The organism is Simiduia litorea (assembly GCF_042853465.1).
Classification (GTDB): Bacteria; Pseudomonadota; Gammaproteobacteria; order Pseudomonadales; family Cellvibrionaceae; genus Simiduia; species Simiduia litorea.
This window is the reverse complement of sequence record NZ_AP031497.1, coordinates 4,110,347-4,123,266: the sequence shown is the minus strand read 5'-3', so window position 1 is coordinate 4,123,266 and position 12,920 is coordinate 4,110,347. Positions and strand designations below refer to the sequence as shown.

10 protein-coding genes are annotated in these 12,920 nt (G+C 50.8%); 3 read left to right on the top strand and 7 right to left on the bottom strand.

Going from position 1 to position 12,920, the window contains the following annotated elements; genetic code table 11:
• Nucleotides 1–15 precede the first annotated feature (15 nt).
• The 3 genes from ACGHTT_RS18230 to ACGHTT_RS18220 all read right to left on the bottom strand — a co-directional run bounded on the left by ACGHTT_RS18230 (nucleotide 16) and on the right by ACGHTT_RS18220 (nucleotide 3,725).
• The gene (locus ACGHTT_RS18230) at nucleotides 16–1,590 is read right to left on the bottom strand and encodes a hypothetical protein (protein ID WP_390592425.1); all 1,575 of its coding nucleotides are present in this window, start codon (nucleotides 1,588–1,590) and stop codon (nucleotides 16–18) included.
• The gene (locus ACGHTT_RS18225; protein ID WP_390592424.1) at nucleotides 1,590–3,041 is read right to left on the bottom strand and encodes a rhomboid family intramembrane serine protease; all 1,452 of its coding nucleotides are present in this window, start codon (nucleotides 3,039–3,041) and stop codon (nucleotides 1,590–1,592) included. The genes ACGHTT_RS18230 and ACGHTT_RS18225 overlap by 1 nt, the downstream gene beginning before the upstream one ends.
• A 198-nt stretch (nucleotides 3,042–3,239) precedes the next feature.
• Nucleotides 3,240–3,725 (bottom strand): NYN domain-containing protein, encoded by a 486-nt coding sequence (locus tag ACGHTT_RS18220; RefSeq protein ID WP_390592423.1) that lies wholly within the window; start codon nucleotides 3,723–3,725, stop codon nucleotides 3,240–3,242.
• Between the two features lie 80 nt (nucleotides 3,726–3,805).
• On the opposite strand from ACGHTT_RS18220, the gene ACGHTT_RS18215 reads away from it, so the two are divergent.
• Entirely contained in the window at nucleotides 3,806–4,375 is a 570-nt protein-coding gene (locus ACGHTT_RS18215) for an RNA methyltransferase (protein WP_390592422.1), read from the top strand.
• A gap of 97 nt (nucleotides 4,376–4,472) precedes the next feature.
• On the opposite strand, the gene ACGHTT_RS18210 is transcribed toward ACGHTT_RS18215, so the two are convergent.
• The 4 genes from ACGHTT_RS18210 to ACGHTT_RS18195 all read right to left on the bottom strand — a co-directional run bounded on the left by ACGHTT_RS18210 (nucleotide 4,473) and on the right by ACGHTT_RS18195 (nucleotide 10,876).
• Nucleotides 4,473–4,817: a hypothetical protein gene (locus tag ACGHTT_RS18210; protein WP_390592421.1), complete on the bottom strand. Its 345-nt coding sequence runs from the start codon at nucleotides 4,815–4,817 to the stop codon at nucleotides 4,473–4,475.
• A gap of 20 nt (nucleotides 4,818–4,837) precedes the next feature.
• The gene (locus ACGHTT_RS18205) at nucleotides 4,838–6,808 is read right to left on the bottom strand and encodes a patatin-like phospholipase family protein (protein WP_390592420.1); all 1,971 of its coding nucleotides are present in this window, start codon (nucleotides 6,806–6,808) and stop codon (nucleotides 4,838–4,840) included.
• Nucleotides 6,805–9,087 (bottom strand): di-heme-cytochrome C peroxidase, encoded by a 2,283-nt coding sequence (locus ACGHTT_RS18200; protein WP_390592419.1) that lies wholly within the window; start codon nucleotides 9,085–9,087, stop codon nucleotides 6,805–6,807. The genes ACGHTT_RS18205 and ACGHTT_RS18200 overlap by 4 nt, the downstream gene beginning before the upstream one ends.
• 130 nt (nucleotides 9,088–9,217) lie before the next feature.
• On the bottom strand, nucleotides 9,218–10,876 hold the full coding sequence (locus ACGHTT_RS18195; protein ID WP_390592418.1) for a di-heme-cytochrome C peroxidase: 1,659 nt from the start codon (nucleotides 10,874–10,876) through the stop codon (nucleotides 9,218–9,220).
• Between the two features lie 3 nt (nucleotides 10,877–10,879).
• On the opposite strand from ACGHTT_RS18195, the gene ACGHTT_RS18190 reads away from it, so the two are divergent.
• Complete coding sequence (locus ACGHTT_RS18190) at nucleotides 10,880–11,128, top strand: hypothetical protein (RefSeq protein WP_390592417.1); 249 nt, start codon at nucleotides 10,880–10,882, stop codon at nucleotides 11,126–11,128.
• Nucleotides 11,129–11,155: 27 nt separating this feature from the next.
• Nucleotides 11,156–12,898, top strand: a complete 1,743-nt coding sequence (locus tag ACGHTT_RS18185; RefSeq protein WP_390592416.1) for a 7TM diverse intracellular signaling domain-containing protein — start codon at nucleotides 11,156–11,158, stop codon at nucleotides 12,896–12,898.
• Nucleotides 12,899–12,920 lie beyond the last annotated feature (22 nt).

Here is a 12,920-nt window from a genome sequence, read left to right as displayed (position 1 = left end):
GCGTTGCGAGCTACGCTATGGCTTAAATTCAATGGGCGGTAAGTCTTTCCCTTCTAAATCTCCTTTAGCGTTTTTTTCAGCCAATTGCTGGGCCCGTAATTTTTGTTGCTCGCTCTTGCGTAGCGGCTGTGATTGGGGGCTTTCTGCGGTGATTTCTTTGCTTGGACGCAAGGCGGATTTGCCGAGCATGGGTTTGCTTTTGGGCTTCAAGATCGCTTGTGCGGCTTGTTTTGCGGCTTCAGCGTCTGCAGATTTTTGCTTTAAACTTTGGATTAGCAGCTTACATTGCGCACGCTGCTTGTCCATGTTGGGGATGTCGCCCAGTGCGCGTTCCATCACTTCGTAAGCTGCGGGTAACTTGGCGTAGCTGGGGAAATGTTTGTGAATGCCATTGAGCATGCGCAGCGCTGATTTTGGGTCGCCTTTGATTTGGCATTGCTCGGCCAGCTGATGACGCAGTTTAGCGGTTGTCGGTAGATAGCTAGGTATTAGGCCAAGGGCGCGCTTAAAGCTAGGGTATATTTGATCGGCACGCTGTGCCTTGGGTAAAAAATCAAAATAGAAGGGCAAGAACTTCTCTAGGCGATCGGTTTGCTTGGTGGCGCAAAGAAAATCGAAACAGCGAATATAGTAATTGTACTCATTAGGAAATTTTTTATTAGCTTCGCCGAATAGATCGACCACTTGACTGTAGTGGCCAAGCTTCAACGCTATGTCAATTTTAGCGTTGTGTAGGTCTTGTTCGGATTTTCCCTTGGCAATACCACCATGATCCTCTCTGGCCACGAAACCTAGCTCGGCCTGATATTGGAAAATCATATAGCCCATAATATGAAAAGCTACGATGGTGTAAAAATTGGAAACAATACCTTGCAGTAGCGCATTAATGAAGGAAAACTCTGCGCCTATCAGTTCGTGGATAACGCTGACGGATGCGCTCATGACCAAAATCAAACCCAGTAATACACCGTAAGACAAACCCACGGATAGAATCAGTTGAATAATGCTGAGTGGATTGACGGCATCAAACATATTTCTATTCAAGGCAAACAAGATAATGATTGCCGGAAAACTCAATATGCAAAAGACGGCAAGTAGGCGGGCAAGGCCTTCGCCCAAAAATTGGTTAACACCAAACACCGCCGCCGTCATAATGACAACAATACCGATTAGCTGAAATATCAGCAGGACGCCACCCTCGTAGGCCTCGGTAATATCGGGTGCGGTCATTTTTCCGTTCGCGGTATTTTCTAAGCAGGCAAAGCTGTAGCGCATTAATGCGCCCACGGCCATTAAATAAAATACAATAGCAAAGGGGATAAAGGCCGCCACACTGGTCATCAGGGCAACACCAATGATTAATGTTAATGACTGGCCGTTGAGTGGGTAGTGAAAAGCCTCTTTTAGTTTACGCCAGAACGGCTCGGCGCTGTGCGCGGCACCTAGGCTGATGAGCTGTTTTGCGCAGCTAATACAGCGCTCGCCACCCCGCTGTTGACTGTCGTCCACGCAGTGATCACACAGGTTGGTTAGACAGTGGTCGCAATAAAAGGTGGCCGAAGATAGAGGGTGAAAGTGGCAGTATTCCATTACAGCGTGCTCCCTAGAATCTTACTGGCTAGGCCATGGTAGTGCTTGGATTTTAAGGCGTTATTAGATTTTGCAAAGGCAATAGACAGTTTTTTTGCCAGTATCGCGAGATTATTTTTGCTGTTCGTCATGTTCCCATATTTAGCCTGCACTATGTCAAATAATGTTTCTGCAGGTTTAAGGTTATCTAACCGACATAGCCGGCTTCCAAGTTTGCACAGTTCTTCTTCCGATAAATAATCGGCTGGTTGTGCTGAGTTGATCAATAACTGAGCCTGGCGTTCGAGCTCGGTCGGCTCTTGGGTATCCACTTTTAATAATCTCAGCATGGCCGCTTGCTGATCAGCGGGATCTCTCAACTGAGCGAGCTGGGCAAGAAGCGCCAGATTTCTAAAATTTTCACCGTATTGGGTAATAAGTGCTTGAGTATTCTTATAAGCTGAATCAAAGCGAAAATTTTCGATGTCGGTGAAAACCCCGGCAAGGGCCTCCTGGTAGGGATCTAGGCTTTGATCGGTTTCAATGTACTCAACATCAATACTTTTAGGGCTGAGCCATTGGCTAACAAACATTAACAAGGCGCCCATGACAAAGCCGCCAGCGTGAGCCATTACCGCCACGTTGGAGTCTGTATCGGTATAAAAACTAACGAGTTCTTTGCCAATGTAAATGGGTAAAATGATTAAGGCGGGGGCCCTGATGTAGCCAACGAAAATAAAGAGCCAATAGAAAAATTCAATTTTGCGGAACTTAAACACCGCTAGGTACATGGCCATGACGCCCGAGATAGCACCAGAGGCACCCACTAATGGCTGTGTACTGGAGAGGTCTAGCAGGGCATGGGCGAGGCTGGCGAAGACACCGGAAATTAGATAGAAGGCTAGAAAGCGCCAGTGGCCAATGGCTGCCTCTACGGCAAATCCGCAGATCACTAGGAAGAACATGTTGCCCAGAAGATGCATGGTGTCGCCATGCAAAAACTGGGTGGTAAACAAGGTGGTTATCGATAATTCGCTAGGAATTAGCCCGTAGGCCAGGAAGCTCAAGCTGAGAATACTGGCGTTGATCTTTGCGCGTTGATCCAGCCATGTTTCGACTTTGTTGTAGCCAATTAGATTGTAAGGGTCGTTGAATAAATGATCGTAAAAGTGGCTATCGAACATAATTTCTACAGCTAAACTGCCGAAATCCTGTTGCTCGAAAAGCGCTTCTGTATAGGTTAGCTGTTCATCGGCCTGCACGGTGTTTTTGCTGGCAAGGTATGTTTTATACGCTGGCCATTCAAGTTCTAAAAAGCCTTGTTGTTGGTAGATGTCGAGCGCTTGTTCGATTTTGTTGTCGTCGCCAGATTGGTAGAAAAAGAAAATCAGCACGTTGAGCAGTACGATACCGAACATAACCGTGGGTGCGTAGCGCCAATCGAAGCGTTTTTCTGTTGGGATGATGATCAAGACTAAGCTCCCTGTCTGGCTGATGCGGCGGTGTAGCGCCTTCAAAATGGCGCTTATGATAGCGTAACCAAGGTTGCAGGCGCGAGGTTTAGCTATCAGCTAACAGCGGGAAGGTTAATTGTGCAAGCTTGTGATTGTTGCTCTTGCGGTGATTTTCCTGTGAACTGTAAACGGCCAGCTGTAACCTTCTGTTCCCCCCTAGATCAATAAATCCTCGTTGATAGGGTAAAAATGGCTGGCCGATGTGATGAGCGAGTTAGCGGTAAGGGCGGGTACACCGTAGACATCGGCCTGAACCTGATAATTCATTTTTACTTTCTCTAGCAGCAGATCGAAATCGCCGTCGCCCGATAGCAGCACAATGCGATCTACTGCCCGTGCTTGCTCCATCACATCAATGGCGATACCTACGTCCCAGTCACCCTTGGCCGAGCCATCGCTGCGCTGGATGTAAGGCTTTAACCGCACGGTAAAGCCGATATTTTTTAGTGCCTGTTGAAATTTCAGCTGACTTTCATCGCCGCGATGAATGGCGTAGGCGGTGGCCATGACTATCTCACCCTCGGCAACGAGTAAGCGCCATAGCTTTCGGTAATCTAGGGAGCGCTGATAGGCTTGGCGCGTGGTGTAGTAGATGTTTTGGACATCGGCGAAAATGGCTATGCGAGGCGGTGAATCTGTCACTGGAAAAGCCTTGAGAGAAATAGTTTGTTACCCTAACCCAATCGCCAAGCGCTGTTAAGCCACAATTGACTGAATACCTTATGAACGACATTTCACGCTGCAACCAAAGCTTTCTCAACGCGCCCAGGGTTGCCATCGGATTGACTAACCCAAAGAGCCCTAGCAATGTGGGAGCGGTTATGCGTGCGGCCGGCTGCTATCGGGCGGACGCGGTTTATTACACGGGCAATCGTTACGCCAACGCGGCTAAATTTCATACCGATACCCAGCGCGCCAGTGAATCCATTCCACTTGAGCACATCGATGATTTCTTTGCGGCAATTCCCAGTAATATGGCGGTTGTGTGCGTGGATTTGGTCGAGGGCGCCATACCTTTACCCGCGTTCCAGCACCCTGCGCAGGCACTGTATTTATTTGGCCCTGAAGACGGTACCTTAAAGCAGGCCGTCATCGATCGCGCCGATGCGGTGGTGTATGTGCCCACGGTGGGCTCGATGAATTTAGCCGCCAGCGTTAACGTGATTTTATACGATCGCTTGGCTAAGTCTGGCTTGGCTACGTTGGATTTGGCTGCGCAGGGCGATGCGTTAATACGGGCAAGCCGCGATGTGAATAATCGCGTGCGGGTGAAAAAGCATCGTCGCGTTTAAGCTGACGATTTACGGTGCGGTGCTAGAGCACTGCGTGCACGGGCGCTAGTCTAAAGCCAGTGCACGCATGATGAGTGGTTGTGCTCAAGCGGCGTGCTTAGTTGCCGTCGGCCCCTTCAGCAGGGGTCATATCTTCTTCGCTTGCGTCCATCATGCCGTCGCCTTGCTGGCTGCACTGCCAGCCCCAGCCGCTGAGTTTGTCGGCAAAGGCTTGGGCTTTTTCTTCGCAGTAACCGGTCATATTCTCGGCTGTCCACAAGGTTTGGCTGACGCCATCTTTAGTGTACTGCACCTCACAGGGCACGGCGACGCCCGGCGCTTGGTAAATAACTTTAACGCTGCGCTCGCTACCGGCGTTGGTGCAGATGTAGTTGTCGGCCGCCATTGCTGTTGCGCTGGTTAATAAGCTGGCGCTAATGGCTAGTAACTTTATCGTTTTCATAATCATTCTCGGCGGTGTGGTTAATTAAGTTGGTCGGGGAAAATATCGGCTTCGTGTTGCTCTAACAAAGAAAGCATATTGAGCTTTCCCAAGGCTCGATAGGCGTCGAAGTGCTCTTCATCATAGAATTGATTTGCCGTGCTGTCATTGGGAAAGCTGGGGTCTGTGCAAGCGAAGCTCGCCAACTGTGTGCCCGCGGCCGCGGTGAGCAGGCTTTTAACATAGTAGAGCTTGCCGGTTTTACCCGAGGCATAGGTGATATTCCCGACTGCAAAACAACTGTTATGTATGCCTTCGGCGACCTCGCTTAGGTGTGCGGTATTGATGTCGATATGGCAATCAAAATCGGCGTAGGCGCGTTGAATTAACAAGCCTAAATCTGCGAAGTTTACGCTTGGGTCTGCCCCCGCATCACCGGCGAGGACAATCGGTACCTCTCTGCGGATCAGCTCGTAAACGCCGAGGTTTTCGAAATGGCCGCCATCGGTTAAATGAATATTTTTATGCGTTTCGCTTAGGCCTATGCCAAACATTTCTCGCATCACCAGCCAGTAGGGCATGTGGGAAAAAAATGTACCGGCCGCTTTCGGTGCCTTGGTCCAGAAGCCGAGGCGAAAATTGAGAAGTGCCATTAAAAAGCTCAACGCACTGTTGGCCGTTTGCGCGGTGCCTGGGTCAACCGCAGCACCCGAGGTGGTCATGCTCTCGCCCAAGGTCAGCCGACCAGATTGAAAGGCCGAGGTGTCGGCGAAGCCGGTGGCTGGTGTGCCGCAAAATAGTGGCGTTAATGTGAAGCTCATACCCATGCGCTCGCGCCATAGGCGATTGCTCGAGCTGGCGGTACTCATGGTGGTGTTGATCAATGGCAGGGGTGCGCCCGTGGTTGGCGTGAGTTCGGCCAAGGGTAAATCTTGGCCGCGATTGTCATCGGCCTTTGTGTACATAAAAAACGCATTGCACAAGCGCGATAAATAATAACTGTGCATAGAGGTGCGGTTAACACTGGCGAGCGCAAGTAACAGTAGCGCCAGCGCCAAGAATGCCCAGTAGATAGGTTGTGCGATTAACCCTGTGTGGAAGACTAAGTGGTAGGCGAAAGCCGCCAGACCATAGAGCATGAGGGCGAGGCCTGTGAGCGCTAAGCCGGGTTTGAGTGTGGCGCGAGACAGGGTGAATACGCCGCCGATGAAGGGCAACAAATAATTTATATGTTTACCCAGCTGTGACAGCGATTCGGAGCCGGCTAGGGCGAATAACATATCGCTCAATTGTGCAGCTATGGGCAGCAAGCCAATTAACCCTGCCACCACGCCAACAGTTAATAGGCGCCCCATCCACAGCCGAGGCTTGAAGTTGTGCTGGGTGCTGCTTTGGCGCCAAAGTGCCATAAGCGGTACGGCAATCAAAAAACTTAGAAATGAACAACCGCTAATGAACAGGGCCAGTAAATAGCCGCTGTGGCCTTCGATCACATCGGCACCGGGTAAGTGCCAGTGCGGCGGCCAATAGAGTTGTGTGTGTGGAAAACCGAATAACCAAACGCAGAGCAGTAATAGTGGCAGAACCACCGCGAGGTTAAACAAGGTGCTGGCCAGGAGTGCCGCCAGCAAGGTCATATTGTTGATACCCTTGCCGTCGACTAAATATTTTCCGTGGCCGCGCAACCAGTTTAAGACATTGCTGTCGTTTACCGGTTGTGCAAATAGCGCTTCGTTGGCACTGCTGTCGGCGCGATGTTTTAACCACTGAAAGCAGGCGCCAATGTAGCCACCGCCCGACACAGTGGATAGATAATCTACGCGCTGTAATTTTTTCCGTTCGATAAGCGCTTGTAAAAAACCCAAATGAAAACACGCCGAGCGAATGCCGCCACCGGAAAAGGCGAGACCAATTTCCGGCAGCTCAGGGGCGACCTGAGCTTGCTTGCGGCGTTCGCTGAGCCAAGCTTGCTCGGCCGCGCGCACCTGTTGGAAGTTTTTTACCGGGTTCACTGGCCACTGCTCGCCAGACAGCTGGGCGCTGGCTCAAATTGATAGCCAGCTGGATTGTCGCGGTGAATTTTTAAGTATTCGATCAATGCCAAGCGCTGCTCGTGGCTGAGCAGTGGACCGATAATGCCCTTGGGTAACGGGTTGTTTTTATAGTCGCCTTTGTAGGCTGCCCACTGCTCGGGCGTGGCGCTAAAACCGTGGCCGGTATTGTGGTTGCCGCTGATGCTGGTGTCGAACCAGATGCCGTCGGTTTCAGCGTCGGTTGCCGGCGTTGAGATATAGCCCAAATGCGCGGGGTCATAATCGCGTCGGCCGACGAAGAAGCGCTTATCTCTTTGCTCGGGTGGCATCAACATTTGATAGATATTGGGCACAGAGCCGTTGTGTAAAAAGGGTGGTGTTGCCCAAACGCCGGCCAGCGGCCGCGGTTTGTAGCCGGCAATTTGTTGCGGTAAATCGAGCGTGCCAAAACCTTCCAAACATTGAATTTGATCGTAGCTAAGATTGTTGTCTGCGTAGAAACGATTCTTGATCAGCAAGCCAATAATATTTAAGCCCAAGCCTTCGGTGAGCTTAGTGGGATCTAAACTACCCACCAGTTTGGTGTTGGCGTCGCGACCAAAATTAATATCCCACCAGAGGGCATTGACCTGACATTTAAAACCGCAGCTGAGTTGTTTATAGGCCTGGCTATCGACGGTTTGGGCGTAGCTGGGTTTTAACTCAAACTGATTAAGTACCGTTACGATAGCGGGGAATGGTGAAGGCTCGAAACCGGCATCGGCTAAATGATCTGCCGGTGGGTATTGCGCGGCCAGTGCCGCGAAAGCTGCGCGCGCTTCATCGCTTAATTGTTCTGCGATCGCCAAGGTTTGCAGCCGCGCTAAGACATCGCGCGCTAAACGGCGCTCAAATAGCGGGTACAGCACTTGGTGAATGGTGTCTTTGGTAATACCTGCGGGCGATAAATCGTAGGTTTTTTCCACGAAACCCTGCGCCGCATTCGCGTCTGTACCGATATGGTCGAGGTCGATGACTTCAATCAACCATTGATCGTGTACCGATTTTTTCAACGGTGCCTCTTGCATCTGACGCGCTTTACTGGCGACGTGCGGACCGTGGCACTCGACGCAGTGTTGTTTAAATAACACCTCACCTTGCTCGGCTAGTGGTTGATCGACGGCGCCAAAAATTTCGCTCGGCCACTCGGGTTCAACCAGCCTTTGCAAAGCCAGTTCGATTTTTTCAATATCCTCAACTCGCACCGAGCTGCGGAACATGTCCTCGGCCGGCAGCGGCGCGCCCTCGGGGGTGCGCAGTGGAATATGCGCGCCCACGCCCAGTGCTTCGCCGACGTTTCTGGCTAAGGGTTGCGCTACCGAACCGTTGTATTGCACCCAATTAAATTTCCAAATATTCCAGAGGAAGGGATAACTCACTGGCGCCGCAGACACTTGCATATTGCTTTCAATTAAGTGATCGCCAAACAGTGTGTTTGCAATGCGACCCAAGGCATCTGTACGGCCATAGCCTTCGCGTGTTGGGTATAAATGTTTGAGTGGATTATTTTGTTTGATACTCAAAAAAGCGGCGAGGTTTTTACCCATCTGTTGTTTAAGTAAATCGCGATCGCCGCCCTCGGCTAGTACTTTATCGGCGAAGCGATCAAATTTTGCCGGGTTGATATAGGTTTCTAGCAGCGCTGAAATCAGTGTCGGGCCGAAGGTGCCGCGGTTCAAATCGGTGAAGGCGTGCATAGCTTGGCCGCCATCGACCCGCAGTGCGTAGTTAACACCCTCTTTTTTGTAATGTAACTCACCGGTATGACAGGCCGCACAGGTGATATCTAACACACTATCGCCAATGTCTGCATCAAAGTGCTTGGTGAAGCCCACCGGCAAGTGGTCTGGGTTGGCCGGTGTGGGCGCCGGATCGACTAAAAACTTAAATCTGCGCATATTACTTGGGCTGGCGAAGCGCTCGGTAGACAGAGGCAGTTCTAAATTGACAAACCAGTCGTAGCGCACAGCGCCGAGGGTGGTACCCTGAGGTACGGCAGTACCCTGGGGCGAATAGTAATAGGTGTTTCGGTCTTCGACGCGCCAGTTTTGATTTAAATACACCGTCTGATCGGTATGCTCTTCTGGCGGTTGGATACGCTTGCTGCTCTGCACGAAATACACAAACGCTAAGATGGCCAGTGCTAGGACAACACCCACCAAAATAATCAAACGCCAAAGCCAGCGCGACGTTAACAGTTTTTTCAGAAAATTGAGCATAGCGTAATCCTTACGAAAGCCTGACATCAGAATGTTATGTGCGTTTTAACCAGCGACTAGCGAGCCGCTGCAACCTAAATAGCAGTGGCTGAGCAACACAAGACCAAGCAACATGGCCGTTATTGTGTGGCTAGAGTGTTTTCAAATATTCCAGCAGTGCGCGCTTATCCGCGCTTGCGAGCGCGGTGCCGAAGCGATGGCCGGCATTGCTGTTGCCGTACAATTCGGTGTTAAACACTGACACTTGATTGGGGTCGAGCACCTGGGTGCTTAGGCCGACATTGATCGGATCAAACTCAACTTTACCCACGGAAAATTCGCGCGTCCGTTGCTCGGGTGGATTGAGCATATCGGCCAAGCTCATCACCGAGCCATTGTGCAGATAAGGCGCCGAGGCCCAAATGCCCGATAGCGGCCGAGCTTTGTAGTAGAGCGGTTGTGGATCGACCGGTGCATCAGCCACTGAGTGCATGCTTAAGAAGCCCTGCCACAGCGCCGAGAGTGGTTTATCGAGCAGGGCGCCCATGGCGGCGTGCGCCACCAGTAAAATTGTGGGCGACTCTTCTTCAATCACAGGGCCGGCGATAAACATGAGCTTTTTGCCGGCAAAAGCGCCGGCTTTAGCGGTCGAGTGGACAAAGTTTTCTGCCATGGCAGGGTCTGTACCAACCACGTCAAGGGCGACGGCGGTGGCTTTTATACGACGTTTTGAATCATTGCGGTCAGACAGTGCGTGGCAGGCCAAACAATTTTCTGCGTAGATGGTGCGGCCCTGTGTCGCCAAGGTTTGATCTATTGTGCCAAGAATTGACTCGGGCCACTGGGGTGCGGTTAATTGGTACCAAGCATCTTGAATTGCGCCTAAGTTACCCACTTCTACATTGGACGTGAAGCCGAAGCCATTACCTGAATTTTTGATGTCCATATGGCCGAAAACTGCGAGCGCGGTAGTGGCATTTTGTACGATAGGGCCGGGGCCGGCATTGGGTGCAGAGGCGTTCCACTGCACCAAATCCAAGTGCGAGGCATCCCACAGCACGGGGTAGCTAACCGGTGCATTGGGGTTGCGCCGGTTTTCTTCTATGCCGAGAAATTCAACCGCGACAGCATTAAAAATTTGACCGAAGGCGTCGAGCCGACCGTAGCCATAATCGCTTTCTGTGCGGTTAATGGCTTGGCGTGCAAGCAGTGAATCGGTCCAGCGGGTGAGCTCGGCAGCGAGCTGATCAGTACTGCTCAAGCCTAAATTGTCAGTGAAGCGCTGTAGCTTTTCGGTGTCGTCCAGGGTTGCGGAGAGCGCGTCGATGGCCGCTTGTTCGAAGCCCTGAAAATCGATCAGGGCCGCACCGCCGTCAATGTGTATCCGCGTACCTTGATAGTTAACTTGACCTGAATGGCAACCAGAGCAGCCTAGGCCGATCCATTCATGACCGTCTCGCTTGGGGGTTCGGGTGAGACCAATGGCGACATTGTCCGGGTTGACGTCGCTGGCGCCCGGCATGGTAAAACCGAAGCTTTCCATATGGGCAGCTTGGTTAAAGGGTTGCCGGTTGTCCGCCTGCTCCAGCGCTAAAAACCATGCGTAGGGCATGAGCCGTGAGCCGAAGGAGGTAAACCAAGCTACCTGTCGATCTTCATCGCTCCAATTTTGCGCCAGCAATGTGAGGCCAGCAGCGTTGGTACTGGGCGCTGCATTGTTGTGGCTGGTATCGTGATTGTCGCAAGCGGTCATGCAGACAGCGAGCGCCAATGCCCCAACGCACCGGCTACCCCAAGTCGTAGTGGTCACTGTGTGATCCTTATTATTTTCACCCAAGCGCGCTTTTTAACATATTTGCGCACTAAGTTCACGAAGCAAGGCAAGACTTGTTATATTGCGACATTAGTTATTCATACCGATATGACCTTGGTTTATGTCAATTCAGTTGCGCATGTCGTCAGAATCATCATTGTGCACTTGGTGCCACTTGCGCCAGCCTTGGTCTTATTGGCTTGTGTTTTTATCTTCTGTGCGATTAGCGGCTACTTAACGTCCATGTAGATATGTACACCAAAATTAGGTTGTGAAATGAAAAGAATAATTCAGACCCTACTGTTAAGTTTATTACCGCTAGTGGCGAATCTAGCGAATGCCGATTTCGCGCTGGCTAACGAGAAAGAGGACTCGGCGGTGTTGGTGTTTGCCGGTATGCCCACCACGGATTTAACCCAAGATATTAATTTGTATATTGAAGAGGCGGCTGAGCTTGAGTTTCCTCAATTGCAGAAAGAGTCGGATCTTCATCTGAAACCGCTGGCGAGAAGTGCTGCGAATTTTGGCTTTAGCCACTCTGCCTATTGGGTTTCGCTCAAGTTGCACAATCCTAAGACCACCGATGCGGCGTTGATGATTCGGCAAGATTATCCACTTATCGATTATGTGGATTTCTGGGATCAAGATCGAGCTGGCGTATGGCGGGGCACTGCTACCGGTGACAGGCGGATATTTGATTCTCGGGCTGTGGGTGTACGCGATTTTTTGTTTCCTGTCACTGTGCCGGCCAATAGTGATAAGACGGTTTACTTCCGTTTCAAATCCGATGGCCCGATGAACATCGGCTTGTCTATCGCCGACACAGGTCATACCTTGAGCCGTGTCAGCGGTGAGCAACTTTTATTCGGGGCCTATTACGGTGGCTTTTTAGTATTAGTCATTTATAACCTGATTTTATTTTTGGCAGTAAAAGATCGTGCCTACATCTACTACATGGTGTATGTGGTGAGCTATGGCCTTTACATGTCGGTACACAATGGCTTTTCCTTTCAATATATTTGGCCCAATAGCCCTTGGCTCGCCAATCAGAGTTTGCTGTTGCTACTCGGTGTATCGCTACTGTTCGGGCTGAAGTTTTCTCGCGTGGTCTGCTCAACCCAGCACTGGGTGCCGCGCACCGATAGAATGGCCGTTGTACTACAGGTGGTGACTGCAGCGCTTTTATTGGTTACGCCCTTTTTAGGCTATCAAGATTTAATTTTTGCTTATTCCTTACTCACTGTTCTGGTGTGTTTTTGCATTTTGTTACTGGGCACTTTGGTGCTGTTGCGGGGCTCTGTGCCGGCTCGCTATTTTATGGTGGCTTGGGCCACGCTTTTGGTTTCCGTGCTCATTTACATGTTTAAACAGTTTGGCTTCTTACCCCATAATTTCGTCACGCAAAATAGTTTTCAAATGGGTTCCCTGTTAGAAATGGTTTTATTGTCTTTGGCCTTGAGCGCTCGGGTTAATGAAATGCAGAAGCTGGGCTATTCGGATGCGTTAACGGCCCTGGCCAATCGGCGGCATTTTGATGAAGTGCTACCAATGGAAATCGAAAAAGCTAAGCGCACGAAAAAGCCATTGTCGCTGATTGTGATTGATATCGATAATTTCAAATCAGTAAACGACGAACACGGTCACGCCAGCGGCGATGAAGTGATTGAAGAGTTAGGCCGCATCTTGCGCAAACATGTTCGACGCCCGACCTTGGCATGCCGCTATGGCGGCGAGGAGTTTGCCGTACTGGTGCCAAACACTGGGCTGACACAAGCAGGCATACTGGCCGAGCGCTTGCGCTGTTTAGTGCGGGAGTCGCCCATTAAAGGTTTGCATGTCACTATTAGCTTAGGCGTCGCTTGTTGTAGTGACGCCGCCCTCGATAGCCCTAACGCTTTATTTGAAGCGGCTGATACGGCGCTCTACCAAGCTAAAAATGCGGGTAAAGATAAGGTGTGTTTTTACCAGTTACCTGAGTTAGCGCGCAGAACGGAGGAGGCGCAAAGCGCCACCTTGTAACTTGTTATTCAGCGATGTCGTA

Coding starts and splice junctions, on each gene's coding strand:
- ACGHTT_RS18210 (WP_390592421.1), bottom strand. CDS start 4,817: ATGAAAACGATAAAGTTACTAGCCATTAGCGCCAGCTTATTAACCAGC.
- ACGHTT_RS18200 (WP_390592419.1), bottom strand. CDS start 9,087: ATGCTCAATTTTCTGAAAAAACTGTTAACGTCGCGCTGGCTTTGGCGT.
- ACGHTT_RS18230 (WP_390592425.1), bottom strand. CDS start 1,590: ATGGAATACTGCCACTTTCACCCTCTATCTTCGGCCACCTTTTATTGC.
- ACGHTT_RS18185 (WP_390592416.1), top strand. CDS start 11,156: ATGAAAAGAATAATTCAGACCCTACTGTTAAGTTTATTACCGCTAGTG.
- ACGHTT_RS18215 (WP_390592422.1), top strand. CDS start 3,806: ATGAACGACATTTCACGCTGCAACCAAAGCTTTCTCAACGCGCCCAGG.